Annotated in this window: 22 protein-coding genes and 1 pseudogene; 11 read left to right on the top strand and 12 right to left on the bottom strand. The window is 73.2% G+C overall.

What is annotated here, in order from left to right; translation table 11 throughout:
- Window positions 1-2,585 (bottom strand): amino acid adenylation domain-containing protein (locus LDL48_RS38880; RefSeq protein ID WP_308016545.1); only part of this gene is annotated, 2,585 nt, incomplete at its 3' end.
- A gap of 1,043 nt (window positions 2,586-3,628) precedes the next feature.
- On the opposite strand from LDL48_RS38880, the gene LDL48_RS38875 reads away from it, so the two are divergent.
- From LDL48_RS38875 to LDL48_RS38845, 7 genes are all read left to right on the top strand, one after another.
- A complete protein-coding gene (locus tag LDL48_RS38875; RefSeq protein ID WP_225260186.1) occupies window positions 3,629-4,660 on the top strand; it encodes a TauD/TfdA family dioxygenase in 1,032 nt (343 codons plus the stop codon).
- An 11-nt stretch (window positions 4,661-4,671) separates the two neighbouring features.
- Window positions 4,672-6,012 carry a cation:proton antiporter gene (locus LDL48_RS38870; protein WP_225260185.1) on the top strand — a complete coding sequence of 447 codons (1,341 nt, stop codon included), beginning with the start codon at window positions 4,672-4,674 and terminating at the stop codon, window positions 6,010-6,012.
- A gap of 81 nt (window positions 6,013-6,093) precedes the next feature.
- A complete protein-coding gene (locus LDL48_RS38865) occupies window positions 6,094-6,771 on the top strand; it encodes a response regulator (RefSeq protein ID WP_225260184.1) in 678 nt (225 codons plus the stop codon).
- Window positions 6,768-8,387, top strand: a complete 1,620-nt coding sequence (locus LDL48_RS38860; protein ID WP_225260183.1) for a sensor histidine kinase — start codon at window positions 6,768-6,770, stop codon at window positions 8,385-8,387. Before LDL48_RS38865 ends, LDL48_RS38860 begins: the two co-directional genes overlap by 4 nt.
- A gap of 42 nt (window positions 8,388-8,429) precedes the next feature.
- Window positions 8,430-9,644, top strand: a complete 1,215-nt coding sequence (locus tag LDL48_RS38855; RefSeq protein ID WP_225260182.1) for a cytochrome P450 — start codon at window positions 8,430-8,432, stop codon at window positions 9,642-9,644.
- 67 nt (window positions 9,645-9,711) lie between these two features.
- Complete coding sequence (locus LDL48_RS38850; protein ID WP_225260181.1) at window positions 9,712-10,140, top strand: hypothetical protein; 429 nt, start codon at window positions 9,712-9,714, stop codon at window positions 10,138-10,140.
- Between the two features lie 98 nt (window positions 10,141-10,238).
- On the top strand, window positions 10,239-10,793 hold the full coding sequence (locus LDL48_RS38845; protein WP_225260180.1) for a hypothetical protein: 555 nt from the start codon (window positions 10,239-10,241) through the stop codon (window positions 10,791-10,793).
- On the opposite strand, the pseudogene LDL48_RS38840 reads toward LDL48_RS38845, so the two are convergent.
- Window positions 10,708-11,327 (bottom strand): annotated as a pseudogene (locus tag LDL48_RS38840) (MmyB family transcriptional regulator). The gene LDL48_RS38845 and the pseudogene LDL48_RS38840 overlap by 86 nt on opposite strands.
- Before the next feature lie 101 nt (window positions 11,328-11,428).
- Here LDL48_RS38840 and LDL48_RS38835 point away from each other — a divergent pair.
- Window positions 11,429-12,427, top strand: a complete 999-nt coding sequence (locus tag LDL48_RS38835) for an aldo/keto reductase (RefSeq protein WP_225260179.1) — start codon at window positions 11,429-11,431, stop codon at window positions 12,425-12,427.
- Between the two features lie 51 nt (window positions 12,428-12,478).
- Here the strand turns inward: LDL48_RS38835 and LDL48_RS38830 are convergent, their stop codons facing one another.
- Together LDL48_RS38830 and LDL48_RS38825 are read right to left on the bottom strand one after the other, a co-directional pair.
- Entirely contained in the window at window positions 12,479-13,147 is a 669-nt protein-coding gene (locus tag LDL48_RS38830) for a response regulator (protein ID WP_225260178.1), read from the bottom strand.
- Window positions 13,144-14,346, bottom strand: a complete 1,203-nt coding sequence (locus LDL48_RS38825; RefSeq protein WP_225260177.1) for a sensor histidine kinase — start codon at window positions 14,344-14,346, stop codon at window positions 13,144-13,146. Before LDL48_RS38825 ends, LDL48_RS38830 begins: the two co-directional genes overlap by 4 nt.
- A gap of 188 nt (window positions 14,347-14,534) precedes the next feature.
- Between LDL48_RS38825 and LDL48_RS38820 the strand changes: the two genes are divergently transcribed.
- Window positions 14,535-15,275 (top strand): ABC transporter ATP-binding protein, encoded by a 741-nt coding sequence (locus tag LDL48_RS38820; RefSeq protein ID WP_225260176.1) that lies wholly within the window; start codon window positions 14,535-14,537, stop codon window positions 15,273-15,275.
- A gap of 3 nt (window positions 15,276-15,278) precedes the next feature.
- Window positions 15,279-17,822: an ABC transporter permease gene (locus LDL48_RS38815; protein ID WP_225260175.1), complete on the top strand. Its 2,544-nt coding sequence runs from the start codon at window positions 15,279-15,281 to the stop codon at window positions 17,820-17,822.
- A gap of 20 nt (window positions 17,823-17,842) precedes the next feature.
- Here LDL48_RS38815 and LDL48_RS38810 read toward each other — a convergent pair whose 3' ends face one another.
- From LDL48_RS38810 to LDL48_RS38790, 5 genes are all read right to left on the bottom strand, one after another.
- On the bottom strand, window positions 17,843-18,247 hold the full coding sequence (locus tag LDL48_RS38810) for a hypothetical protein (RefSeq protein WP_225260174.1): 405 nt from the start codon (window positions 18,245-18,247) through the stop codon (window positions 17,843-17,845).
- 86 nt (window positions 18,248-18,333) lie between these two features.
- Window positions 18,334-18,993, bottom strand: a complete 660-nt coding sequence (locus LDL48_RS38805; RefSeq protein WP_225260173.1) for a response regulator — start codon at window positions 18,991-18,993, stop codon at window positions 18,334-18,336.
- On the bottom strand, window positions 18,990-20,171 hold the full coding sequence (locus LDL48_RS38800) for a sensor histidine kinase (protein ID WP_225260172.1): 1,182 nt from the start codon (window positions 20,169-20,171) through the stop codon (window positions 18,990-18,992). Before LDL48_RS38800 ends, LDL48_RS38805 begins: the two co-directional genes overlap by 4 nt.
- A 35-nt stretch (window positions 20,172-20,206) precedes the next feature.
- On the bottom strand, window positions 20,207-21,067 hold the full coding sequence (locus tag LDL48_RS38795) for a helix-turn-helix transcriptional regulator (RefSeq protein ID WP_225260171.1): 861 nt from the start codon (window positions 21,065-21,067) through the stop codon (window positions 20,207-20,209).
- A 92-nt stretch (window positions 21,068-21,159) separates the two neighbouring features.
- On the bottom strand, window positions 21,160-21,684 hold the full coding sequence (locus LDL48_RS38790) for a hypothetical protein (RefSeq protein WP_225260170.1): 525 nt from the start codon (window positions 21,682-21,684) through the stop codon (window positions 21,160-21,162).
- 164 nt (window positions 21,685-21,848) lie between these two features.
- On the opposite strand from LDL48_RS38790, the gene LDL48_RS38785 reads away from it, so the two are divergent.
- Window positions 21,849-24,137, top strand: a complete 2,289-nt coding sequence (locus LDL48_RS38785; RefSeq protein ID WP_225260169.1) for an acylase — start codon at window positions 21,849-21,851, stop codon at window positions 24,135-24,137.
- Here LDL48_RS38785 and LDL48_RS38780 read toward each other — a convergent pair.
- The 3 genes from LDL48_RS38780 to LDL48_RS38770 all read right to left on the bottom strand — a co-directional run bounded on the left by LDL48_RS38780 (window position 24,115) and on the right by LDL48_RS38770 (window position 26,421).
- Window positions 24,115-25,308 carry an MFS transporter gene (locus LDL48_RS38780; RefSeq protein ID WP_225260168.1) on the bottom strand — a complete coding sequence of 398 codons (1,194 nt, stop codon included), beginning with the start codon at window positions 25,306-25,308 and terminating at the stop codon, window positions 24,115-24,117. The genes LDL48_RS38785 and LDL48_RS38780 overlap by 23 nt on opposite strands.
- A 15-nt stretch (window positions 25,309-25,323) precedes the next feature.
- Window positions 25,324-25,884 (bottom strand): hypothetical protein, encoded by a 561-nt coding sequence (locus LDL48_RS38775; RefSeq protein WP_225260167.1) that lies wholly within the window; start codon window positions 25,882-25,884, stop codon window positions 25,324-25,326.
- Between the two features lie 96 nt (window positions 25,885-25,980).
- On the bottom strand, window positions 25,981-26,421 hold the full coding sequence (locus tag LDL48_RS38770) for an HNH endonuclease (protein WP_225260166.1): 441 nt from the start codon (window positions 26,419-26,421) through the stop codon (window positions 25,981-25,983).
- Window positions 26,422-26,426 lie beyond the last annotated feature (5 nt).

The raw sequence follows: 26,426 nt of genomic DNA, 5'->3' as shown, positions 1-26,426 counted from the left end.
ACGATCACCACGACCCGGCCCACACCCTCGGCCCGCGCCAGCACCGACTCGATCTCACCCAGCTCGATCCGGAAACCCCGCACCTTCACCTGATCGTCGGCACGGCCCACGAACTCCAACACCGAACCCGCCGCCCACCGCACCACGTCACCGGTGCGATACATCCGCGACCCCGCCACACCGAACGGATCCGCCACGAACCGCTCCGCCGACAACCCCGCACGACCCAGATACCCCCGGGCCAGGCCCGCACCGGCGATGTACAACTCACCCGGCACCCCCACCGGCGCCGGCCGCAACCCCGCATCCAGCACATACACCTGGGTGTTGTCGATCGGCGCCCCGATCGACGGCACCCCCACCAGATCCGCCGGCACATCCCACACCGTCGACCACACCGTGGTCTCCGTCGGCCCGTACATGTTCGTCACCGACAACGCCACCGACGCCAGCGAACGGGCCAACGCCACCGGCAACGGCTCCCCACCCACCAGCACCCGCACCCGGCCCAGCCAACCGGTGTCCCCCACCGCCAACAGGCCATGCCACAACCCCGGCGTCGCCTGCAACACCGTCACGTCCTCGCGGCAGGCCAACTCCCGCAACGCCACCGGCTCACCGACCTGCTCGCCGTCCGCCACCACCACCGACGCACCGGTGACCAACGGCACGAACAACTCCAGCACCGCGATGTCGAACCCGACGGTCGTCACCGCGAGCAGCCGATCCGACTCAGACACCCCGAACCGGGACGCCATCGCCCGCACGAAGTTCACCAACGCCCCATGCGGAATCTGCACCCCCTTCGGCCGCCCCGTCGAACCCGACGTGTAAATGACGTAGGCCGACTGATCCCGATGCAGCTCGGGCAACGGAGTTCCCTCCGCCCCCACCGTCTCGGCGTCCAGCAGCACCACCGGAACCCCGGCATCGGGCACCCGGCCGGCCAGCTCCGCCGAGGACAGCACCAGCACCGGCGCCGCGTCCTGCAACACGTACCGCACCCGATCCGCCGGATAATCCACATCCACCGGCACATACGCACCACCGGCCCGCCACACCGCCAACAACGCCACCACCAGATCCACCGACCGCGGCAACATCACCGCCACCCGCGACTCGGCACCCACACCCTGCTCCACCAACCACCGCGCCAGATCGTCGACGCACATGTCCAGTTGCGCGTAGGACAGTTCCTCGTCCCCGGCGGCGACCGCCGGCGCGTGGGGGGTCCGCGCGACCTGACGGCGGAACAGTTCGGGAACCAGAACCGACGGCTCCACCACCGGGCCCACACCAGAACCCAACACCTCGGCGTGTTCCGCCGGACCCAACACGTCCACCCGGGCCAACGGCGCGGCCGGATCCGCCACCACCGCACCCAACAGCCGCATCAGGCGGTCGAGGTGCGCGGCGACGGTCGCCTCGTCGTACAGGCCGGGGTGTGCGTCCACGACGAAACGGATGCCGCTGCCGTCCGGACGTCCGTACACGCTGACGGACAGGTCCTTGACCGGTCCGGTGGAGAGCTGCTCGGCGTCCCCGTCCAGCGCCCCGAACGCCGTGCTGCGCTCGAAGCCCAGGACGTTGACCATGGTCGGGGTCAGCGTGCTGTCGCTTCCCGACAGGCCCAGCTCGCGGTGCAGGTCCTCGCTGCGGTAGCGCTGGTGGGTCAGCAGCCGGGCGGTCCGCTCGACGGTCTGGTCGAGCAACGCGGCGAAGGACGTGGTGGGTGTCACCGACAGCCGGAGCGGAAGTTCGTTGACCATCAGGTTGGGTGTGAACGTGGCCGCCGGTGTGGTGCGTCCGGTGACCGGCAGACCCAACACGATGTCGTCTTCGGACGTCATCCTGCGCAGGTACGCGGCGACCACCGCGACGACGACCAGCGACCAGCGGGTCCGGTGGGTACGGGCGAGCGCGACCAGGCCGTCCCGGTGCGCGTCGTCGAGGCCGGCGGTGCGGCGCAACCGGGTGGCGGCCGGCGGCAGACTGCGGCCGGCCAGGGTGGTGGGTTCCGGCCGGTCGGCGAAGGTGTCCAGCCAGTAGGCGCGGTCCCGGTCGTGCCGGCGCGACGTCGGGTAGGCCCCGTCGTCCTCGGCGACCACGGCCAGCGCGCGGAACCGGCTGGGTCCCTCGTCCAGGCCGTCCGCCAGGTGGGAGTACACCTCGGCCAGGCGGTTCACGTACAGCGCCTGGCCGTACCCGTCGAGGATCAGGTGGTGGTAGCGAACATACAACACACAACGGTCGGCGGGCAGCTCGAACAGCACGTGGGCGAAGAGCACGTCGTGCCGCACGTCGACCGGGACGGCCAGGTCACGGCGCATCCACGCGGTGGCCGCCGCGTCCGGGTCGGGCTCGTCGCACAGGTCGACGACGGTCAGCGGAACGTCGCCGACCAGCTCCTCGACGTGTTGGGTCACCACGCTGTCGTGTTCGGTGAAACGAAGACGCATCGCTTCGGTCTCCGCGACCACGACATTCAACGCCTGCTGCAGCAACTTGGCGTCGAGTCGTCCGGCAAAGCCGATCCGAACGCCACAGTTGTAACCGGGACTGTCCGGATCCAGCTCTTGACCCACCCATACGCCCAGCTGAGCGGGCGTCAGACTCCGACCTGCCGTGTGTTCGGTAATCAAGGCTACCCATCCGTATGTCAAGACGCGTTTCACGTCGCAAGTCGAGCGATACGCAACACTGTCGAATACAACAACCCGGCAGTGGCAGAGAAGGCACAGAAGGCGTCACCCGAGGATTGAGCTTCGCCGTCTCCACGCGACGCGAGTGCATCACCGTATGGGTGTCGGGTTATCGCGCGGATACCACGGGAATCCATTTGCCGGAGAGGCCGGAACAAAGAGCCATTCACATTCTCCGGGGCTGTTCCATCGCGCCGACTCGCCCGCTGATCAGGGGCGGAACGCATACTCGCCGGTAGCCGGCGACCCCACGATGGACGCACACCGCAGCGTTCCGACGTTGCCGCCCAAGCGGGCTAGCAGCAGCGGAACGTGAGGAACAACAGGATTGAGCCGCGAAGTCCGACGGCAATACGCGCTATCCGCAGACTGCCCGGCCTCGCGTTGGGGCCGTACGCGGAACACGACAACGTCGACAGTCTTTGTTAAAGAATTTAATCACAGTGGACCTCCCCCGTAGTTGGTCGGTCGGAAGATTACGACACCCGTAGCTGCTAACACAAGGCCGGGTTGTCAAGCATCAATACATGAACGGCTCTTGTCGGCAGTTCAAACCGGACTTTGCAGACAGCGGTCTTCGGGGGTACCCACACGGTCCACCGCTTCCGCTATGCTCCCGCAACTAGGCGCGACACCGACCATCCGAAACGGTGCGCGCCCGCCAAATGACCACGGGGGATATTCGATGCGCGCCTACGGCTAACCGCGGCCGACACCGCAAATCCTTGATTCCGGCCGCCGGCCACCACGCCGGCCGTGCCGTCACTCGACCCTGCCCGCAGCGGCTCCGACCGCGTCGGTGCCCGGCCGGTCGCTTCGTCGTGTCCGGAGGTCGCACCGCCCGCTGTCGGTCGTCACACACCCGATCCGCCGGCCGGTGACTCACTCACCGCCGCCGGATCGACCACACTGGAGGGTGTCATCCCATGACCATGCGATCTCCGTCACAGTCGCCGACGGTCCTCGACTACGAGCTTGCGGACGGCCGGCCGCCGGTGCTCCGTACCCCCGATCTGCCGGACCTCGACGCCGCCGCCGGCTGGCTGACCGAGATCCGCGACGATCTGCGCCGGGACCTGCACCAGCACGCCCACATCCTGCTCCGCGGGCTGCCCGTCGGGTCGGCGGCCGACTTCGCGCGGGTACGCGACCTGCTGCTCGGCGCCCGCACCGCGTACCGCGAGCAGGCCACCCCGCGCAGCGACTTCGGCGACGACGTGTTCTCGTCCACCGACTTCCCGGCCGCGCAGACGATCCGGCTGCACAACGAGAACAGCTACACGCTCGACTTCCCGGGCATCCTCATCTTCTGTTCCATCGACGCCGCCACCACCGGCGGCGCCACCACGGTCGGCGACGTCCGGCAGGTGCTGGCCGACCTGCCGCCGGATCTGGTGGCGCGGTTCCGGGAGCACGGCTGGCTGCTGAACCGCAACTACCGCAACGGCATCGGCCTGCCCTGGACCACCGCGTTCGCCACCGAGGAGCGCGCGGACGTGGAGGCGTACTGCGAGCGGAACCTGGTGGGCAGTCGCTGGCTCCCGGACAACGAACTCGCCACCACCCAGCGCCGGTCCGCCATCATCCGGCACCCGGTGACCGCGGAGGAGGTCTGGTTCAACCACGTGGTCTTCTGGAGCCGGTGGTCGCTGGCGCCCGAGGTGCGCACCGCGCTGCTCGAGATGTACGGCGACGACGGCCTGCCGTTCGACACCCGGCTCGGCGACGGCACGCTCCTCACCGAGGGCGAGTCCACCGCGATCGACCAGGCGTACCAGCGCGCCACCCGGCGGGAGAGCTGGCAGCCGGGCGACGTGATGATCGTCGACAACCTGCTGTCCGCGCACGGCCGCGAGTCGTTCACCGGCACCCGGAAGACGCTGGTGGCCATGGGCGAGCCGATCCGGCTGGAGGACTGCTCGCCGACCGTGCCACCGGCCGCCGGCCCGGCGTCGTGACGGAGCTGAGCATGCCGGCCCCGCTGCCGCCCCTGCCCTCGCATCAGCTCCTGCTGTTCCTGCTCCAGGTGGGCCTGCTGCTGGCCACGGCCACGGTGCTGGGCCGGCTGGCGTCCCGGCTCGGCATGCCGTCGGTGGTCGGCGAACTGCTCACCGGCGTCCTGCTCGGCCCGAGCCTCCTCGGCACCGTGGCGCCGGACTTCTGGGCCTGGCTGTTCCCGTCCCTGCCGGCGCAGGCGTTCATGCTGGACGCCGTCGGCCAGGTGGGCGTGCTGTTGCTGGTCGGCGTGACCGGGATGCACCTGGACCGGGCGGTGATGCGGCAGCGCGGACTCACCGCGGTGACGGTCAGCGCGGGTGGCCTGCTGGTCCCGCTGGTGCTCGGCGTGGCCACCGGCTATCTGCTGCCCGAGACGTTCCAGGGCGCGAACGCGGACCGCACCGTGCTGGCCGCCTTCTTCGGCGTGGCCCTGGCGGTCAGTGCCATTCCGGTGATCGCGAAGACGCTGTCCGACATGGGACTCCTGCACCGCGACATCGGGCAGCTGATCGTCACCGCGGCGGTGGTCGACGACGCCGGTGCCTGGTTCCTGCTCTCGCTGATCTCGGCGCTGGCCACGACCGGGCTGACGCTGGGTGCGGCCGGGCTCTCCCTGGCGAGCCTGGCCGGGTTCGTCGCGGTCGCGGCCGTGCTGGGACGCCCGCTGGTGACGGCGCTGATGCGGATCGCCGAACGGTCCACCGTCCCGGGCACCAGCGCGGCCACCGCCGTGGTGATCATCTTCGGGGCGGCGGCCGGCAGCCACGCGCTGCATCTGGAACCGGTCTTCGGTGCCTTCCTGGCCGGCATCCTGATCGGTACCGTGGACCAGCCGCCGCACGAGCCCGCTGGGCTGCCGGTCCCGCCCGCCGAGGGGCGGCGTTCCCCGCTGGCGCCGTTGCGTACCACGGTGTTGGCGGTCTTCGCACCGCTCTTCCTGGCCACCGCGGGTCTGCGGGTGGACCTGACCGAACTGACCAAGCCCGCGGTCTTCTTCGCCGCGGTCGGCGTGCTCGCGGTCGCCGTGATCGGCAAGTTCGCCGGCGCCTACCTTGGTGCGCGGCTCGGCCGGCTCGGCCACTGGGAGGGTGTCGCGCTGGGCGCCGGTCTCAACGCCCGTGGCGTCGTGGAGATCATCGTGGCCTCAATAGGCCTGCGGGTAGGGATCTTCAGTACCGCCGCCTATACAATTGTCGTTCTTGTCGCAGTCGCCACGTCCATCATGGCGCCGCCGATCCTGCGGTTGGCGGTGTCGCATCTCGAGTCCACTCCGGAGGAGTTCCGTCGGCTGCAGGCACAGGGGGCGCGCTAGGTGGGCCGGACATCGGCCCGGGCAGTCCCCGGGCACACCGGGCGGCAGGCGGGTTCCCTTACCACGATCGAAGCCGAAAACATGATCCGAGTAATGCTCGCCGACGACGAGCCGATGATCCGGGCCGGTGTGCGCAGCATCCTGGCCACCGAGCCGGACATCGACATCGTGGCCGAGGCATCCGACGGCCGTGAGGCGATCGACCTCGCCCAGCGGCACGCCCCGGACGTCGCCCTCATCGACATCCGGATGCCGAGGCTCGACGGCCTGGCCGCCACCGTGGAGATCCGCCGGACCGTGCCGGACGCCGCCGTCATCATCCTCACCACGTTCGGCGAGGACGAGTACATCTCGCGTGCCATCGAGTCGGGGGCCAGTGGCTTCCTGCTGAAGTCCGGCGGGCCGCACGAGCTGATCGGGGGTGTCCGCGGCGTGGCGGCGGGAGCGGCGTGCCTCTCCCCCAAGATCGCGCAGCGGGTGCTCGCCCAGCTCAGCGACGGACGGATGTCGCGCACCTCGGTGGCCCGCGGCAGAGTGGCGTCGCTGACCCCGCGCGAGCTGGAGGTGCTCAAACTGCTCGGGGCCGGCGCGTCCAACGCCGGCATCGGCCGCGCGCTGTTCCTGGTCGAGGGCACCGTGAAGACCCACGTCAGCACGATCTTCACCCGGCTGGGCGTGAAGAACCGGGTGCAGGCCGCGATCCTCGCGTACGAGGCCGGCCTGGTCGACGACGTGGACCAGATCGGCGATCGGGAGTGAATCCCGACGGCGCCGCCGAGGAGACCGGCGAGCCGCGCCCCCACCTCGGCGCCCGGTTGCGCTCCCGGCTGCCGTCGGCCACGTCCTGGTCCCGGCAGGATCTCTTCGGCGACCTGCTGCTCTACGTCTGCCTCGCCGCGGTCGTGGCGCTGACCAGCCTGCTGGTGCCGCTGGACGACCGGGAGAAGGCACCGCTGTGGATCCTCTGCGGCTGCCTCGTCCTGCTCGCCGGCCTGGTCGCGATGAACCGGGTGTGGCCGCTCGCGGTCCTGCTCGGAGCCGCGCTGACCACCGTGCTCACGGTCTGGTTCACCACCGCGCTCGCCACGTTCGCCTACCTGTACGGCCGTCGGCACACCCGAGTCTGGCCGGCCCTCGCGGTGTTCGGCGCGGCGGCCGTGGTCGAGACCGTCGTCGTCCTGATCGATCGGCCGGTGGGCGACACCTGGCTCGCGGTCACCGCAATAGTGATCTTCGCCGGCTTCCTGCCCTGGCTGGTCGGCCGGTACCGGCGGCAGCGGCTGGAACTCATCCAGGCCGGCTGGGTCCGCGCCGAGATGCTGGAACGGCAGCACCAGGCCATCGAGGATCAGGTACGGCTGCGGGAACGCGCCCGGATCGCCCAGGAGATGCACGACTCGCTGGGTCACGAGATCAGCCTGATGGCCCTGCGGGCGTCCGCCCTGGAGATCGCACCCGACCTGGCGCCGCACCATCAGCGCGCCGCGGTCGAGCTCCGGCAGAGTGCGGCCGCCGCGACCGAACGGCTGCGCGAGATCTTCAACGTCCTCCGCGACACCGACGACCCGGCCCCGGTGGAGCCGCCGGACGAGAGCATCGCGGACCTGGTGGAGCGGGCCCAGGGGGCCGGCGCGGCGATCCGGATGAGCCAGACCGGCGAGGCCGACGGGGTGCCGTCACGGGTGGAACGCGCCGCGTACTGCGTCATCCGCGAGGCCATCACCAACGCCACCAAGCACGCCCCCGGCGCACCCATCCAGGTCGACGTCGCCTACTCCGGCTCGGCCACCACGGTGTCGGTGGTCAACGCGGCGCCGCCGAAGACACCGGCGCACCAGCCGGCCGGCAACGGGCTCGGCCTGGTCGGCATCCGGGAACGGGTGCACCTCGCGGGCGGCGACCTGACGGTCGGCCCGTCGCACGGCGGGTTCGAGGTCGTGGCCCGGTTGCCGCACGTCGCGCCGTACAAGACGGCCGTCACGCCGGCCCACCCGCTGCCCACCGCGACGGCGTCCTCGCTCGGCCTGGACCAGGGCCGCCGCCGGCTGCGGCGCGGCCTGATCATCCTCACCGTCACGCCGATGCTCGCCATCGTCACGGTCTCCGTCGCCTACTACAGCTCTATCACCTTCGGCGCCGTCCTCAACTCCACCACCTACGACGGCCTGCAGCTGGGCACCGCGGAGCAGACCGTCCTGCCCCGCCTGCCGGCCCGTCAGGTCCCCGGCCGGCCGATCGTCGAGCCGCCGGTCCCGGCCGGCAGTGCGTGCCGCTACTTCAGCGACGGCGGCTTCCTGGTGAGCCGGCACGCGTACCGCCTGTGCTTCCGTGACGGCCGCCTGATCAGCAAGGACAAACTCACCGACCGGGACTGAGACGTCCGGGACGACCGGACCGCGACAACGGGGGAAACACGCATGACCGACCTGACCGCAACACCGTCCACCCTGCTCGAGTTGTTCCAGCCGGAGTGGGTGCGGGACCCGTACGCCCTGTACCGGATCCTGCGCGAACGCTCGCCGGTCTACTGGGACGACATCATGGCCACCTGGGTGGTGTTGCGGCACGCCGACATCGCGGCCCTGAGCCGGGACCCGCGGCTGTCGGAGGACCGCGTCACGCCGCTGCTGGACCGGCTCCCGGCGGACCGGCGGGCCGGGATGCGACCGCTGGCCGACGCGCTGTCGGACATGATGCTGTTCAACAACCCGCCGCGGCACACCCGGCTGCGGGCGATGATGCGGCAGGCCTTCACCCGCAAGGCGATGGAGGAGATGCGCGGCTCCATCGAGCAGCGCGTGACCCGCCTGTTCGACGCGCACCGCGCGACCGGCCGCCTCGACGTCCTGAACGACCTGGCCGAGCCGCTCGCCCTGGACGTGGTGGCCGACCTGCTGGGCTTCCCGGAGCCGGACCGCCACCTGCTGATCGGCTGGAGCAGCCTGCTGCACGAGTTCTTCATGCAGTCGCCCGCCGAGGTCGAGCGGGTACGCCGGATCCGCGAGGTGTTCGAGCGGGTCGCCGCCGATCGTCGCGGCCGCCCGCAGCCCGACCTGACCAGCCGGATGCTGGCCGACGGCGACGCGGCGGGCGCCACCGAGGACGAGCTGTTCGCCAACTTCCTGCTGATCATCGACGCCGGCCAGGTGACCACCAGCCATCTGATCGCCAACGCGGTCCGCGCGCTGCTGCTCAACCCGGACCAGCTGCAGCTGCTGCGGGACCGTCCGGACCTGATGCCGTCCGCCGCGAACGAGCTGATGCGTTTCGACAGCTCGGTCCAGTTCACCACCCGGATGGCGACCACCGACATCGAGATCGGCGACTACCTGATCGGCCCGTCCGAGCCGGTGACCCTGGTGGTCGGCTCCGGCAACCACGACCCGGCCAAATTCGCCGACCCGGAGCGCCTGGACATCACCCGGCAGTCCAAGGAACACCTCTCCTTCGGGTTCGGGCCGCACTACTGCCTGGGCGCGGGACTCGCGCTGATCGAGATCCAGGCCGCGCTGTCCACGCTCCTCGCGGGCACCCGGACGCTGTCGCTGGTGAGCCCGGAGTTCCGCTGGAAGGACAGCATCAACTTCCGCTTCCTGACCGACCTCCACGTGGCCTTCGACCCGGCCGGCTGAGGTGGCACCGCCGCACGACACGAACGCAGGTCAACGACCGAGAACGGCAACGGAGGTAACACACCAGATGGCCCGCTTCACTGTCACCGTCGAGGCCGACGACGACCCGGCCGGAAGCAAGATGACCATCCGTCTGGAGGCGTCGTCCGCCGGCGCGCGGGTGCTCGAGGTGGCGATCGTGGCCGGTGAGGGCGGCAGTGTGTCGTCGGAGGCATTCCCGCCCGTCTCGCTGGAGCGGCTGGTCTCCGCGTTCACCGCGCCGAGCGGCACGTTCCACGCCGCCAACGGCGGCCCCCCGGTCCGCCCGAAGGCCCGGCCGGCGAACGCCAAGAGCGAGCGCAGCTACCGGCGGATGCCGGACCCGGCCGAGTTGCTCTCCGCCTACCAGAACGCGGACAGCGTGACCGGGCTCGCCCGGCGCTACGGAGTGCCCCGGCACACGATGAACGGCTGGCTGTCCCGCCTGCGCCGGATGGGGCTGCTGGCCAGCCGCTGAACCGCCGGCGGCTCCCGCGGACCCGTGCCGGGTGCGGGGGCCGCCGCCGCGGACGCGGGCGCCGGGAACCCGCCCGGCCGCGGCGGTGTCTCCCCGGCATGACGACCTACCGGCTCGCCGGGGCCGCCGCCGCGACCGCCGTGCTGCTGTCCGGCTGCACCGCGCCCGGCCCGGCCCCGCCGCCGCCCTGTTCGCCCGCGGTCCGCCGGGACGTCCTGCCGGAGTGGGCGAGGTCCGGGTTCGGTGATCCGTCGCCGTCCGGGATTCCGTTCGTGGTCGGCGACCAGGGCCGCATCCTCGGCGTGCTCTTCGGCCATCCGCTGACCGCGCCGCCCCGGAGCGCGGGTCCGGCCAACAAGATCCTGTGGACGGCGCACCCGGCGCCGGAGCCCGGCGGCCTGGTCATCGAGGCCCGCCTCGCCGGCGCCCCGGACCTGGTGCGCCACACCGTTTCCGGCGGACCGGGACCGTCCATTGTCGACCTGCCGCGGCCGGGTTGCTGGCGGCTCACGCTCACCTGGCCCGGGCACACCGACACCCTCGACCTCCGGTACGCGGAGCCGGAACTCACCGCGCTCCGGTGCGGAACTCCTCCGTGCCGAGCACCCGCAACAGCTCCAGCCGTTCCCGGGCCTCGGCGTCCGCCGGCGTGAGCACCAGCAGTTGCTGACCCTGGTCCGGCGTGACCAGGGTTTCGCAGTCCATCCGCAGCGGGCCGACCCGCGGGTGCAGCACGGTCTTGCGGTCGGCGCGCCGGACCGCCACCTCGTGTTCGGCCCAGACCCGGCGGAACTCGGCGCTGGCGGCGCGCAGTCGTGCGACCAGCCCGGCCACGGCGGGATCGCCGGACCGGCGGCCGGCGGTCGCGCGCAGGTCCGCCACGAGCTGCCGGCCGTGCTGCTCCTGGTCCGCGGGCGGGTCGGCGGCGCGAGAGCCGGGGTCGGTGAACCACCGGTAGACGACGTACCGCCGGTCGCCGGTGAAGCCGGTGAGGTCGCCCATCAGCAGGACCGCCACCCGGTTTCGAGGCGGACCACGTAGTCCACCGACATGCCGGCGAGCAGGGCCACCTCCTCCCGGCGCAGGCCGGCGGTGCGGCGGCGGGGGCCCGCGGCGATGCCGACCTCGGCCGGGCGGATCGCCTCGCGGCGGCGGCGCAGGAAGTCGGCGAGCTGGTCACGCTGCATGACCCCATGGTGCCCGCGGCCGGCGGGCCGAGCCAGGGAGCCGCTCTCCCCCGATGAGCGCTCCGCTTTCCGGCGCACGGGCTGCGCCGCAGGGTGGAGACATGATGCAGACACGAGTTCTGGGCAGCACCGGACCGGCCGTCTCCGCGCTGGGCCTGGGTGCGATGGGCATGTCGGGCGCGTACGGCCCGGCCGACCGCGCGGAGAGCGTGGCCACCGTGCACGCCACGCTGGACGCCGGCGTCACGCTGTTCGACACCGGCGACTTCTACGCCATGGGCCACAACGAGCTGCTGCTGGCCGAGGCGCTGCGCGGCCGGAACCGGGACAGCTACCAGCTGAGCGTCAAGTTCGGCATGCTGCGCGGGCCGGGCGGTGGGTTCGGCGGCCACGACAACCGGCCGGAGGCTGTGCGTACCTTCCTGGCGTACTCGCTGACCCGGTTGGGCACCGACCACATCGACATCTACCGTCCCGCCCGGCTGGACCCGGCGGTGCCGATCGAGGACACGGTGGGCGCGATCCAGGAGATGATCGACGCCGGGTACGTGCGGCACCTCGGGCTCTCCGAGGTCGACGCGGCGACGATCCGCCGGGCGCACGCCGTGCATCCGGTGGCCGACCTGCAGATCGAGTACTCGCTGCTGTCCCGCGCGGTGGAGGCGGAGGTCCTGCCCACGCTGCGGGAACTCGGCATCGGGCTGACCGCGTACGGCGTGCTCGGCCGCGGCCTGATCTCCGGGCACTGGTCCGCCGGCCGCGCGGCCGGGCCGGGCAACGCCCGCGGCCTCAGCCCGCGGTTCGCGGACGGCAACGTGGCACACAACCTCGCCCTGGTGGAGGCCCTGCGGCGGGTCGCCGGGGCGGCCGGGTGCACGGTCGCCCAACTGGCCATCGCCTGGGTGGCCGCGCAGGGTGCGGACATCGTGCCGCTGGTCGGTGCGCGGACCCGCGAGCGGCTGGCCGAGGCGCTGCCCGCACTCCGGCTGCACCTCACCGCGGAAGACCTCGCCGAGATCGAGAGGGCGGTGCCGCCGGGCGCGGCGCGCGGCGACCGGTACCCGGCCGCGTTCATGTCCGGCCTCGGCGTGGGGAACTGAGCCGGGCCCGGCGGGGAGCCCGGCCCGGGTGCGGGCGCCGGGTGCGCCCGGTCACCCGGGCCGGACCAGACCGCTCTGGTAGGCCAGCACCACCAGCTGCGCCCGGTCCCGGGCACCGAGCTTGCCCATCGCGTTGTTGATGTGCGTCTTCACGGTCAGCGGCGAGACGTAGAGACGCTGGGCGATCGCGTCGTTGGCCAGGCCGACGGCCACCAGCGCGACGATCTCCGTCTCCCGCGGGGTCAGACCGCCGAGCGTGCCGGGCACCGGCGCCGGGCCGGGCGGCGGCTCCTGCCGGAAGCGGGAGATCAGGGTCCGCGTCGCCCTGGGCGACAGCAGCGAATCGCCGCGGGCCACCCGCCGGATGCCGTCGAGCAGGTCCGCCGGCTCCACGCCCTTGCTGAGGAAGCCGCCGGCGCCGGCGTGCAGGGCGTGCAGGATGGTCTCGTCGATCTCGAAGGTGGTCAGGATCAGCACCTTCACGTCGCTCAGGTCCGGGTCGGCGGTGATCAGCCGGGTGGCCTCGATGCCGTCCAGGTCCGGCATCCGGATGTCCATCAGCACCACGTCGGCGCGGGCCGTGCGGGCCATCTCGACGGCCTCCCGGCCGGTGGCCGCCTCGCCGACCACCGCCAGGTCCGGCGCCGAGTCGATGAGCACCCGGAAGCCGGCGACGATGAGCTTCTGGTCGTCGGCCAGCAGGACCCGGATCCTGGTCACGGCGCGCTCCTCGGCGCGGGGGCCGGCAGGTGGGCGCGGACCCGGAACGTTCCGGCCCCGTCGCCGTCGGCGGTGACCGTACCGCCGACCGCCGTCGCGCGTTCCCGGACGCCGACCAGGCCGTAGCCGGTGCCGGCCGGGACCGGCGGCGGGACGCGCTGCGCGTTGTCCACCACGATGCTGACGTCCCGGTGGGTGTACGCCAGGCACAGCCGCACGGTACCGCCGGCGCCGTGCTTGTGCGCGTTGGTCAAAGCCTCCTGCACGATGCGGAACGCCGCGTGGTCCACCGCGGCCGGCAGGTCCCGGGCGTCGCCCTCCTGCGTGTGCTCGACCCGCAGGCCGGCGGCGGTCAGCGTGCGCAACAGGTCGTCCAGGCGGTTCAGCCCCGGTGGCGGTTCCGCGGCGGCCTCCGCGGGGTCGCCCGGCGCGCGCAGCACACCGAGAACGGTGGACAGCTCCTCCAGCACCGTACGCGCGGCCCGGCGCACCTCGGCCATCGAGTTCCGGGCCTGGTCCGGCTGGTCGCCGAGCACGTGCGCGGCCACCCCGGCCTGGACATTGATCATGGCGATGTGGTGTGCCACCACGTCGTGCAGTTCGCGGGCGATGCGCAGCCGTTCCTCGACGACGCGGCGGCGCGCCTCCTCCTCGCGGCTGCGCTCGGCCCGGTCCGCGCGTTCCAGCACGGCCTCCAGATACGCGCGCCGGACGCGGGCCACCTCGCCGAGCGCCGTGGCCAGGCCGCCCCAGGCCAGCACGCTCACCGACTCCGGCTGCCGCCATCCGGCGCCACCGAGCAGGACCGCGGCGAGGTAGACCAGGGTCGCCGCGACCACCGTGTACGACCAGGCCGCGGCCCGGCCGGCCGTGCTGGCGACGGTGTACACGCACACCAGCGCCGCGGCAGCGAACGCGGGAAGCAGGTTCGTCTCCGCGGTCGCGGCGGCCGTCGCCAGCGTGGCGAGCGCGAGCACCGGCAGCGGCCACCGTCGCCGGCCGGCGATCAGCGCGGCGGCGGCCACGGCCGCCGTGTAGTCCGTGCCGTGCAGCGGGCGGCTCTCCTGGTCGTCGCCGCCAATGACCGTCGCGGCGAGCACCAGCGCCGTCACCACCAGGCCCAGGACGAGGTCGCTCAGCTGGGGGTGGCTGAGCGCGCGGCCGCGCCAGACGCGCAGCTTCGATCCGATCGCCGACATGCAGATCACGGTACGGAAGCGCGGGCCGTCCGGCCTCGTCCGCCGACAGTACCCGCGGACCCGCCGGCCTACACCAGCCGCAGTAGGCGCTTCTACCGCCAGGCGCCGAAGCGGATCAGCCGCGGCGACGGCGATCGTGTGGCGGCGCGATCACCGCGTCCGATGCGTTCACCCCTGGGAGGAATCCGATGACCACCCCGGTAGCCGTCCGTGCCGACGACGTCTGGAAGCTCTACGGCTCCGGAGAGGCTCAGGTGACCGCGCTCCGCGGCGTCAGCCTCTCGCTGGCCCGTGGCGAGTTCACCGCCGTCATGGGTCCCTCCGGATCCGGCAAGTCCACCCTGATGCACTGCATGGCCGGGCTGGACGCGGTCACCCGCGGCGAGGTCCGGATCGGCGCCACCGCGCTGACCGGCCTGCGGGACAGGGCGATGACCCGGCTGCGCCGCGACCAGATCGGCTTCATCTTCCAGCAGTTCAACCTGCTGCCCACGCTCAGCGCCGCGGAGAACATCCGGTTACCGCTGTCGATCGCCGGCCGCCGCCCCGACCCGGCGTGGTGGGAGCAGGTGATCGACGCGGTCGGCCTGCGCGAGCGGCTGGGGCACCGGCCGAACCAGCTGTCCGGCGGCCAGCAGCAGCGGGTGGCCTGCGCCCGTGCGCTGGTACCCCGGCCCGAGGTGATCTTCGCGGACGAACCCACCGGCAATCTCGACTCGCGGTCCGGTGCCGAGGTGCTCGCCTTCCTGCGCGCCTCGGTCCGCGAGTTCGGCCAGACGATCGTGATGGTCACCCACGACCCGGTGGCCGCCGCACACGCCGACCGGGTGGTCTTCCTGGCCGACGGGGCGATCGTCACCGAGCTGCGCGCGCCGACCGCGGAGGGTGTGCTCGACACCATGAAGAACCTCGACCGGGTCGAGGGCTGAGCCATGCTGCACGCCACGTGGAAGAGCCTGCTGTCGCGCAAATTGCGCCTGCTGCTGTCCGGGCTCGCCATCGTGCTCGGTGTCACGTTCGTGTCCGGGGCGTTCGTCCTGACCGACACGCTCGGCCGCGCGTTCGACGACCTGTACGCCCTGCAGTACCGCAGCGTCGACGTCCAGGTGCGTCCCGCCCCGGAAGGCGGCAGCACCGAGGACGACGAGGAGATCCGCACCGGAGTGCCGGCCGGGCTGGTCGACCGGGTCCGGGCCGTGCCCGGCGTCGCCGCCGCGACCGGCATCGTCTCGGTGGACGGCGCGCGCGTCATCGGCACCGACGGCAAGGTGGTCACCACGACCGGATCGTCGCGGCTGGGCTCCACCTGGACCGGCGAGAACGACCTGGTCCGGCTGCGTGCCGGCCGCGCGCCGCGGACCGGCGACGAGGTGGTGCTCAACGCGGCCCTGCTCGAGGCCGCCGGTGTCCGCCTGGGCGACCGGGTCGGCATCCTGACCGTGCAGCCCCGGCGCACCTTCACCGTGGTGGGGGTGCAGGAGTACACCGGCGGGCGGGACAGCCTGGGCGGCAACCTGGAGGTCTCGTTCCACTCCTCGGTCGCCTCGCGGCTGATGCTCGGCCGCGACGGGCAGTTCTCGGCCGTCGGCGTGACGCCCGCGGCCGGCGTGCCGACGGCCGCGGTCCAGGCCGGCATCCGGTCCGCCCTGGGCGCCGGCTACCGGGTGCAGACCGGCGCGGAGCTGCGGGCCGCCGCACGGACGGACGCGCAGTCGGACCTGGCCGTCGTCAACAGCGTCCTGCTCGGCTTCGCCGCCGTCTCCCTGCTCGTCGGCGTCGTCCTGATCCTCAACACCTTCGCCATCCTGGTCGCGCAGCGGACGAGGGAACTGGCCCTGCTGCGCGCGCTCGGCGGCAGCCGGCGGCAGACCCTCGCCTCGGTGCTGGCCGAGGCGCTGGTCATCGGCGTGACCGCGGCCGCCGTCGGCCTGGGCACCGGCATCGGCGTCGGCGCGCTCCTCGCCTGGCTGTTCAGCACCCAGGGCGGCAGGACGGTGGCACTCGCCGGTATCGGGGTGCCGCTGATGGCGCCGGTCGCGGCCTTCGGGGTGGGTGTTCTGGTGAGCCTGGTCGCCGCGGTCGTACCGGCGTTGCGTGCCGCCCGTATCCCGGTGATCGCCGCGATGCGGGAGTCCGCCACCCCGGACCGTCCGCTGACCACGCTGAACCGCGCCGGGATCGCCGCGGGCACGCTCGGCGCCGCCCTGCTCACCGCCGGCGTCGTCGGCGACGGGACGGCCTGGCTGCTCGGCGCCGGGGCGGTGACCGGTTTCGTCGGCGTCGTCCTGCTGACCCCGGCGATGGCCCGGCCGGTCGCCGGCTCGATCGGGCGGCTCTTCGCCGGTACGGCCGCGGGGCGGCTCGGCCGGCTCAATGCCGGCCGCAATCCGCGCCGCACGGCGAACACCGCCACCGCCCTGATGGTCGGCATCGCCCTGATCACCGGGATGAACACCGTGCTGGCGTCGACCACCGCGAGCCTGCGCGACCGGATCGCCGACCAGATCACGGCGGACCTGCTGATCGCCGGGGACGCCTCGCTGGCCGACGACCCGCCGGCGTTCGACCCGGCGGTCCTGCAGCGGGTACGTGCCCTCGGCGGAGTGAGCGCCGCGGCCGGCACCTACCGCGGCGACGCGGCCGTCGACGGCGAACGGGCGGCCGTCGCGGTCGTCACCGACGTGCCCGCGCATGCCCGGATGTACTCCATGCGGGCGGTGGCGGGCGCCCTGACCGACCTCGGCCCGAACCGGGTGGCCGTGCGGGACGACACGGCGCGGCGGCTCTCCCTGCGTCCCGGCTCCACGGTGCGGGTCCGGCTCGCCTACGGCGGAACCCGGTCCATGACGGTCGCCGCCGTCTACACCGGCGGTGACGCCGTGGGCGAGTGGCTGCTGCCCATCTCCGAGGTGCCCAACCTGGCCGTGCCGCAGCTGGCGAACGTGGACCTCACGGTGGCCGGCGACGCCGCGGTGGCGGACGTGCGGCGCCAGGTCGAGGCACTGCTCGCGGACAGCCCGGAGATCACCGTGACCGACCGGGAGGGCTACCTGCGGCGGCAGACCGGCCAGTACGACCTGATCGCCACCCTGATCCAGATCCTGCTGGGACTGGCCGTCCTCATCGCGGTTCTCGGGGTCGTCAACACCCTGGCCCTGTCGGTCCTGGAACGCACCAGGGAACTCGGCCTGGTGCGCGCGGTCGGCCTCACCCGCGGGCAGACCATGTGGATGGTGACGGTGGAGGCGGTGCTCATCGCGGTGTTCGGCGCGCTGCTCGGCGTCGCCGTCGGCACCGGGCTCGGCGCGGCCGTGGTGCGCGCCCTGCACCGCAGCGGCATCACCACGTTCGCGCTCCCCTGGCCCCGGATCGGTCTCTGTCTGGCGCTGGGCGCGGTGATCGGGGTCGTCGCCGCGATCCTGCCGGCGGCGCGGGCCGCGCGGACCGACGTGTTGCGGGCGATCTCCTACGAGTGACCCGCGGGCGTGGGCGCCAGTCAGCTGGTCGGCAGGTTCGCGGTGGTGCAGGTCTGCATCATCTGACCGGCGCTCTGCTTCAGCGACAGCACGAAGGCGTCCTCCTTCGGGGTGCCCCGGGCCTCGGCCGCATTCCGGTACGCGGCGCCCAGCCGGGTGCCGGCCGCGCGCAGGAACGGCGACGCCCGCCTGGTGTCCGCGACGATGGCGTCCACCACGCCGTCGTCCAGGAGCGTCTCCGCCCGGACGGCCTCGCCGACGAGCCGGCACGCGGCCACGCCCCCCGGTGCCGGTTTCGGCGCGGACGCGGACGGCGCGGCGCCGGCCGGTGCGGCCGTGGGCGCCGGCCCGGCCGGTTCCGGGTCGCCGCCGCAACCGGACAGCGCGGCGGTCACAGCGAGGGCGAGAACGAGGGATCGGATCACCCCGCGAGGGTACGAACGCCGGACGCCGGGCCGCGCCGACTTCCGCCGATGTCCACCGGTCGGGTACGGCGCCCGCCCGCCGCCGGTCAGGTCACCAGCCCCCGGCGGTAGGCGTAGACCACCGCCTGCACGCGGTCGCGCAGGTCGAGCTTGGTGAGGATGCGCGACACGTACGTCTTCACGGTCTCCTGGCTGATCACCAGCGTCGCGGCGATCTCGCTGTTCGACAGCCCGTTGGCGATCAGGCGCAACACCTCCAGCTCGCGGGGCGTCAACGCGATGTCGTCCGGCGCGCCCTCGACCGGGCGGATCCGGGCCGCGTACCGGCCGACCAGTTGCCGGGTCACCTCGGGTGCCAGCAGCGCGGCGCCGGTCGCCACGGTGCGGATGCCGTTCAGCAGCTGCACCGGCGGGGCGTCCTTGAGCAGGAACCCGCTCGCCCCCGCGCGCAGCGCCTCGTACACGTACTCGTCGAGGTTGAAGGTCGTGACCACCAGCACCTTGACCGGGTGGGCCACCCCGGCACCGGCCAGCTCGCGGGTCGCCGCGATGCCGTCGAGGACCGGCATCCGGACGTCCATCACCACCACGTCCGGGTGCAGCCGGCCGGCGAGGTCGACCGCGGCCCGCCCGTCGCCGCACTCGCCCACCACCTCGAGGTCGGGCTGCGCGTCGATGATGGTCGCGAAACCGGTCCGGATCAGCGCCTGGTCGTCGCAGACCAGCACGCGCACCGGCGCGGTCACGACGACGTCCCGCTGGGGATGCGGGCCCGTACGACGAAGCCGCCGCCGGCCCGCCGGTCCGCGCTGAACTCGCCGCCGAGCACGGCCACCCGTTCACGCAACCCGGCCAGGCCGCGCCCGCTCCCGCCGGGGGACGCGGCGTGCGAACCCGAGTCATCGGTGCTGACCTCCACGGTCGTCTCCTTCTCGCCGTGGCGCACGTGCACGGTGGTACGGCTGCCATGGGCGTGTTTGAGGGCGTTCGTCAGGGCTTCCTGGACGACCCGGTAGGCCGCCACCTCGGTGCTGCCGGCCGTCTCCGGCGGGCTGCCCTCCGCGGTGTACTCGACCGGCTGACCGGCCTGCCGGGTCTGCTCCACCAGGGCGTGGATCTCGCCGATCCGCAGGCTGCCGTCGGCGGCCGGCCCGGACCCGCCCGCCGGGTCGGTGCCGTGGTCGGGGTTGAGCAGGTCGAGGAGGTGCCGCAGGTCGGTGATGGCCCGCCGGCCGGTATCGGTGACGGCGCTGAGCGTGTGGTCCAGGCGGTCGGGGGCGGCGGTCAGGTAGCGCGCCGCCTCGGCCTGCACGACCATCGCCGTCACGTGGTGGGTCACGACGTCGTGCAGTTCGCGGGCGATGCGGGTCCGCTCGGCGGTGCGGCTGGCCTCGGCCACGTGGCGGCGCAGCGCGGCCTCGGCGGCCCGGGACCGGCGCAGCCACGCTCCGGTGCCCCAGGCGATCGCCGTGACCAGATAGAACGTGACGTACCCGAGCAGTCCTTCGGCCGCGCCCCGCCGGTCGAGGGCGACGGCCAGGAGCACGTATGCGACGGTGGCCACGGCGATGACGGCGCGCCGGTGACGGTGCAGGTGGGCCGCCGTACTGATCAGGGCGATGCCCAGCGCGACGCCCGCCACGGTGTGGTAGCCGCGGAGCTGGTCGATCGCGAAGCCGACCGACACCAGGGCGAGGCAGACGGCCGGCCGGCGCCGGCGGACGGCGAGCGGGAGGCACTCCAGGGCGATCGCCACCACGGCCAGTGCGTCGAAAGGGCGGGCCGGCAGGTCGCCGAGCCGCGTCCCGCGGTCGTTCAGGGCCGGCACGAAGGACAGCACGGCGATCAGCAGCCCGAGCGGAAGGTCCCGGACCGTGACGTCCCACCGCCGCCACGGTTCCGCGAGTCTCCGGAGATCGATCACCGGGAGACTGTAACGGTCGACCCGGAACCGGCGCCTCAGGCGGAGTCGGCCGTGGCCTCGTTCGTCTGCTGGGCGGCCCAGAGCGCGAGCAGGCGCAGGTTGTCGTGGGACCGGCTGCCGGGATCGGTGGTGTAGACGAACAGCGTCTGGTCCGCGTCGCCCGGGAGGGTCAGCGCCTCGTAGCGGATCGTGATCGGCCCGACGGCGTGGTGCACCATCTGCTTGGTGCCGTACGTGCGCTCGTGCACCTGGTGCGCGTGCCACCAGGTGCCGAACTCCGGGCTCTTCGCGGTCAGCTCCCGGACCAGGTCGGCCAGCCGCGGATCGTCGGGGAACCGCCCCGCGTAGAGCCGCAGCGTGCCCACCACGTCGGCCGCCACGCTCGGCCAGTCGAAAAAGGCGGCGCGGGCGGCCGGGTCGAGAAAGACCCACCGGGTGTAGTTGCGGTGCCGGGGTGGCAGGCGGGTCCAGTCGGTGAGCAGGGCGCGGGCCAGCGTGTTCGACGCCAGGACGTCCGTGCGGCGGCCGATGACGAAGGCCGGATGGTCGACCATCGAGGCGATCATCTGCTGCATCGCCGGGCGGACCCGCTGGACCGGAGCCGGCGTGGCGCGGCGCCGGGCCGGTCGGGCCAGGTCGGCGAGGTGGGCCCGGGCGGCGGCGTCGAGCCCGAAGACCCGGCCCAGGGCGTCCAGCACCGCGTCCGACGGGCTGCGGTGCCGGCCCTGCTCCAGCCGGGTGTAGTAGTCCACGCTCACGCCGGCGAGCCGGGCCACCTCCTCGCGGCGCAGGCCGCGTACCCGGCGACCGGTGTGGCCGGTGATGCCGGCGGCCTCCGGCGGCACCTCCGCCCGGCACTTGCGCAAGAAGTCACCCAGATCCGTCCGTCCCGCCATGCCTTCATGATTGCCCGACCGGTCCCGCCGTGCCCAGGGGCTGGGTGGGCATGTCGTTCCCCCGTCCGGGTCCGCACCTCGGACAGCTCACGTCAGCCGAAGTTGAGCTCGAACTTCAGGTCGTCGCCCTTGGTCAGCTCCGGCGCGGCCTTCCCGCACGCCTTGATCAGCGGCATCACCGGCAGGAACCGCTGGTCGTCGCCGAACTCACCGGCCGCGGTCTCCTCCAGCACGTCGATGGACGCGTTCAGCTGGGTCAGCACGGCCTTCTCGGTCGCGCCGTCGGCGGCGATGCGCAGCTCGGCCACGGCCTTCGCCGCCGCCTCCTTGACGGGTGCGACGTCCTTCTCCGGCGGCTGGCCACCGCCCGGCCCGATCTCGATCGGATGCTTCGCGGCCACGCCGGCGTAGGTGTTGAGCGCGGCCACCGCGCGCTTGCACCGGTCCGCGACGGACTTCGGCGCCGCGGCCGGCCGGGCCGTGGCCGAGGCGGCCGGAGTGGGCGCGGCCTGGACCCAGGCGGTGTTCCCGGATTTGTCCTTGCCACATCCGGCGGCCGGCGCCACGGTGGCCAGCGCAACGATTCCAGAGACGATTGTCTTCGACGGGAGACGCATCCCGCGATGCTAGGCATTGCGATCAATACCGCTGGCGCGCCCGGCCCCCGTCTGTCTGCATCCACCGCAAGGGTGTGCCCCTCCGTACCGTCCCCGGCCCCGGCGGCATGGACGTGCTTGGATGCTCGGAGGGATGCTGCGGAGCGACGACGGTGAGGTGACCCATGAACGGGCGGGCGCGACGATGGGTGGCGGCGGGTCTCGCCGCGCTGACGCTGGCCACGGCGGCGCCGGCCGGGGCCCGGGCGGCGGACGGAACCTCCGGCGCCACGGTACGGCGGACCGAGTACGGCATCCCGCACATCCGCGCACACAGCTGGTGGGGCCTCGGGCTCGGCGCGGGGTACGCGTTCGCCGAGGACAACCTCTGCCTGCTCGCCCAGCAGATCGTGACGCTGGACGGCGAGCGCTCCCGATGGTTCGGCCCCGCGGGCGGCAACGTCGAGTCCGACCTCTACCACCGGTGGGTCAACCAGACGCGGGTGGTGGAACGGGCGCTGGCCGCACCGTCCGGGCCGTCACCCGAGGCCCGGCGACTGGCCCGCGGATACGCCGCCGGCTACAACCGGTACCTGGCCCGGACCGGCGTGGCGGGGCTGCCGGAGTCGGTGTGCCGCGGCGCCGCCTGGGTGCGCCCGATCACCGAGACCGACGTCTGGCGGCGCACGCTGCAACTGTCCGAACTGGGCGGCGCGGAGGCGGTCACCGGACTGATCGCGGCCGCGCAGCCGCCGGGCACCGCCGCACCCGCGTCCCGGACCGCCCCGCGCGCGCTCCCCCGCCGGCTGGGCAACGGCATCGGCAGCAACGCGATCGGGCTGGGCCGGGACGCCACCGCGGCCGGCACCGGGATGCTGCTGGCGAACCCGCACTTCCCGTGGAACGGAGACCGCCGCTTCCACCAGCTGCAGCTGACCCTGCCCGGCCGGCTGAACGTCACCGGCGCCACCCTGCCCGGGCTGCCGGCCGTCGCGATCGGGCACAACGAGCGGCTGGCGTGGACGCACACCGTCTCCACCGCCACCACGGTCACGCTGCACCGGCTGGCGCTCGTGCCCGGCGATCCGACCCGGTACCTGGTGGACGGGCAGGCCCGTGCGCTGCGCCGCGACCCGGTCACGGTGACCGTACGGCAGGCCGACGGCACCCTCGCCGCGGTGTCGCAGCCGGTCTACAGCACGCCCGACGGGCCGCTGGTGACGATCCCGGGCACGCTCCCGTGGGACACCACGCAGGCGTTCCAGCTGCGCAGCGCGAACGCCGGGAATCTGCGCACGATCGACCAGTGGCTCGCCATGGCGCGGGCCCGCGACGTGCACGAGCTGCGCCGGGTCCAGACCCGGCTGCTCGCCTCGCCGTGGGTGAACACGGTCGCCGCGGACGTCACCGGAACCGCGTTCTACGGCGACCTGCAGGCCGTCCCGCACGTCACCGACGCGCTCGTCGCGCGGTGCGGGCTCGCCGACGTGGACGGCATTCCGGTGCTGGACGGGTCCCGGTCCGCGTGTGCCTGGGGCACGGACGCCGACGCGGTCCGGCCCGGTCTGCTCGGGCCCGGCCGGCTGCCCACGCTGCTGCGCCGCGACCACGTGAGCAACATGAACGACAGCCCGTGGCTGGCGAACCCGGCCGCCCCGCTCACCGGGTACCCGGCGATCGTCGGCGACCAGGGGACGGCGCGCTCCGCCCGGACCCGTCTGGGGCTGGATCTGATCGCCGGCCGGCTGGACGGCAGCGACGGCCTCGGCCCGCCCGGATTCACGCTCTCCTCGCTGCGGGCGGCCATGCTCACCAACCGGAACTACACCGCGGAGCAGGGCCGCGCCGGGCTGGTCGCGTTCTGCCGCGACCGGCCCACGCTGACCGGCTCGGACGGCCGGACCGTCGACGTGCGCGCCGCCTGCGGCGTGCTGGCGGCCTGGAACGGGCGGGGCGACCTGGACGCGCGCGGTGCGGCACTCTGGCGGGTGTTCGTACAGAGCGGCCCGTTCCCCTGGGCGGTGCCGTTCGACCCCGCCGACCCGGCGCACACCCCGCGCGGTTTCGACGCCACCCGGCCCGGTGCCGGCACCATGCTCGCCGACGCGGTCACCGCGTTCACCGCGGCCGGCGTCCCGGTCGACGCCCGCCTCCGGGACGTGCAGCGGTACGCGGACCTCGGCGTGCACGGATGTTCCGGCGGCGAGGGCTGCTTCAACGTGATCACCTCCCCGGTGCCGCGGATCTCCCAGGTGCAGCACGGGTCCAGCTTCCTCATGGCGGTCGAGCTGACCCGGTCCGGCCCGCGGGCCCGGACGCTGCTCACCTACGGCCAGTCCGGGAACCCGGACTCGCCGCACCACACCGACCAGACCCGCCTCTACAACGAGAAGCGGTGGGTCACCGATCGCTTCACCGAGGAGGAGATCGCCGCCGATCCGGCGCTGACCGTCACCCGGCTGCCCGGACGCTAGTCGGTTGCGGGTTCCGGGCGTCCGCCGCGGCCGGCACCAGGATCGCCGCCAACAGCGGAAAGACGGCCACCGCGGCGAACGCCGGTCCGAAGCCGGCGCCCGCGATCACCACGGCCAGGACCGGCGGCGTGCCCGCCCCCACCGTGTTCTGGCCGGTGGTCTGGACGCCGAGGGCACGGCCCGCCCAGGCGAGACCCGCGTACTCGCCCACCGCGGTGAAGGACAGGCCGTTGGTGCTCACCACGACCACCCCCAGAAACAGCAGGACGGGCACCGCCAGGCGGGAGCCGGCCGCCGCGGCGGCCGCCAGGGCCAGCATGCCGGCGCCGGTCGTCACCGCCAGGATCCGGATGGGCCGGATCCGGCTGCCGGTCCGGTCCGACCAGGCACCCGCGCCGAGCCGGGCTAGGGCGCCGAAGACCTGCGCTCCGGCCAGCAGCTGTCCCGCGCCGACGGCCGTCCAGCCCCGGGCGTCGGTGAGGAAGATCAGCGCGAACGTGCCGACCGTGGACTGCGGCACGACGAGCAGCGCGCTGGCCGCGTGGATGCGCCACAGCACCGGCGTCCGGTACGGCGACGCCGCTCCCGCCGTCCGGCCCGGTCCCGGCGGCGGCCGTTCCGGATCGCGCACCAGGACGGCCACCGCCGCCGACGCGGCCAGCAGGCACACGCCGAGAAACAGCAGCGGTACGCCGAGACCGCCGGCCCCGAGCGTGGGCAGGATCGCGGCGGCCAGCCCGATCCCGATCGGCTGTGACATCTGCCTGATGCCCATCGCCAGGCCCCGCTCGCGCCGGGCGAACCAGCCGAGGATGAGCCGTCCGCTGGCCAGCACCGAGGCGGCCGCGGCGCCGGCCAGCACCAGGCACACCGCCAGGGTCACCGTGCCGTGCACCCACCGGGCGGCGACCAGTACGAGGCCGGCCACCGCGAGACCCGTGGCCAGCACGACCCGCTCGCCCCACCGGTCGGCCGCGGCGCCCCAGGCGATGAGCGTGAGCACTCCACCGGCCGTGGGACAGGCGACCAGGACACCGGCCTGTTCCAGGGAGAAGCCGTCGGCGCGCAGCGCCGGGATGAGGTAGGCGAACCCGAACTGGAACATGCAGGTCGCGGTCATCGCCAGCAGGCCGACGACCAGGATCAGCCAGCGCCGGCGCTCATCGGTCACCCGCCGACCCTAGTCTCAGTCCTGAAACGCCTTCCGCCGGCACGCTTCGATTCCGGGTGATCGGAAGTCACCGTTCGGGCCGATCTCGCTGAGCCCGAACTCGCCGGTCTCCGGGTCGGCGATGGTGACCTGGTAGCCCGCCTTGCGGGCGCACTCGTACCACTCCCGCTGGTTGTCCTTGTAGGCCGTGGGGTCGGTCCGCTTCTGCCGGTCCTCGAAGAGTTCCGGCTCCTTCGCGAGGCATGCCGTCCGGACCGCCTCGGCCTCGGCGTCCCCTTCGCGGTAGATCTTCCGGGCCATCTCCATGTCGTCGAAACGGGGGCCGCCCTTCTCCCGCGCGCAGGAACCCCACACCGCCCAGAGGTTCTCCACCTCCGCCTCGGTCCGGTCGATGCGGACCAGCGGACGACGGTCCTCGGGGTCATCCGACGGACGGGTCTGCGGCGCGCCCGTAGTCAGCGAGGCCACCCGCTGGCCGCCGCCGTCCTTCCCGGGTTGCGCCCCGGTACAACCGGCCGCCAGACACCACACCGCGAGCAGAACGACGGCGCGACGGACCCACGTGATACCCGACATGACGATCACGATCGCGGACGAATGTCAGCAACCTGTCAGGCCGGTCTCCGGCCGGACCGGATCGGGCCGGCGATGTGGCGACCTCGCCGGCCCGGTTCAGCGCAGGTAGACCGCGTCCCAGGTCGGCACGGACGGTGCGGTGCGCAGCGACATGTGCGCCTCGGACGGCGTCCGGTCGCCCTTACGCTGATTGCAGCGGCCGCAGGCGGCCACCGTGTTGAGCCAGGTGTTCGCGCCGCCGCGCGAGCGGGGCAGCACGTGGTCGACGGTGGAGGCGGCGCGACCGCAGTAGGCGCAGGCGCGGTGGTCGCGTTCGAGCACGCCGCGCCGGGACCAGGCCGGGCCCCGGGAGTGCCGCCAGCGGGTCACCACGTAGGAGACGAGCCGCACCACGGTCGGCATCGGGAAGACGCCGATGAGCCGGTCCGGCCGGGCCTCGTGTACCTCGGCCACCTGCCGGACCAGCATCCGCACGGCGTGCCGGAGGCTGACCCGGTGCAGCGGGCCGAAGTCGGCGTTCAGAACCAGGACGTCCACCGGAG

The organism is Jidongwangia harbinensis, from assembly GCF_020216025.1.
In the GTDB taxonomy this organism is placed as follows: domain Bacteria; phylum Actinomycetota; class Actinomycetes; order Mycobacteriales; family Micromonosporaceae; genus Actinoplanes; species Actinoplanes harbinensis.
This window is presented reverse-complemented; position numbering and strand designations above follow the sequence as displayed.

Excerpts from the sequence above, each read along its gene's own strand:
- LDL48_RS38850 (WP_225260181.1), top strand. The coding sequence starts at position 9,712 with ATGGCCCGCTTCACTGTCACCGTCGAGGCCGACGACGACCCGGCCGGA.
- LDL48_RS38870 (WP_225260185.1), top strand. The coding sequence starts at position 4,672 with ATGCCGGCCCCGCTGCCGCCCCTGCCCTCGCATCAGCTCCTGCTGTTC.
- LDL48_RS38820 (WP_225260176.1), top strand. The coding sequence starts at position 14,535 with ATGACCACCCCGGTAGCCGTCCGTGCCGACGACGTCTGGAAGCTCTAC.
- LDL48_RS38865 (WP_225260184.1), top strand. The coding sequence starts at position 6,094 with ATGATCCGAGTAATGCTCGCCGACGACGAGCCGATGATCCGGGCCGGT.
- LDL48_RS38785 (WP_225260169.1), top strand. The coding sequence starts at position 21,849 with ATGAACGGGCGGGCGCGACGATGGGTGGCGGCGGGTCTCGCCGCGCTG.
- LDL48_RS38815 (WP_225260175.1), top strand. The coding sequence starts at position 15,279 with ATGCTGCACGCCACGTGGAAGAGCCTGCTGTCGCGCAAATTGCGCCTG.
- LDL48_RS38790 (WP_225260170.1), bottom strand. The coding sequence starts at position 21,684 with ATGCGTCTCCCGTCGAAGACAATCGTCTCTGGAATCGTTGCGCTGGCC.
- LDL48_RS38855 (WP_225260182.1), top strand. The coding sequence starts at position 8,430 with ATGACCGACCTGACCGCAACACCGTCCACCCTGCTCGAGTTGTTCCAG.
- LDL48_RS38845 (WP_225260180.1), top strand. The coding sequence starts at position 10,239 with ATGACGACCTACCGGCTCGCCGGGGCCGCCGCCGCGACCGCCGTGCTG.
- LDL48_RS38775 (WP_225260167.1), bottom strand. The coding sequence starts at position 25,884 with ATGTCGGGTATCACGTGGGTCCGTCGCGCCGTCGTTCTGCTCGCGGTG.
- LDL48_RS38795 (WP_225260171.1), bottom strand. The coding sequence starts at position 21,067 with ATGGCGGGACGGACGGATCTGGGTGACTTCTTGCGCAAGTGCCGGGCG.
- LDL48_RS38825 (WP_225260177.1), bottom strand. The coding sequence starts at position 14,346 with ATGTCGGCGATCGGATCGAAGCTGCGCGTCTGGCGCGGCCGCGCGCTC.
- LDL48_RS38835 (WP_225260179.1), top strand. The coding sequence starts at position 11,429 with ATGATGCAGACACGAGTTCTGGGCAGCACCGGACCGGCCGTCTCCGCG.
- LDL48_RS38875 (WP_225260186.1), top strand. The coding sequence starts at position 3,629 with ATGACCATGCGATCTCCGTCACAGTCGCCGACGGTCCTCGACTACGAG.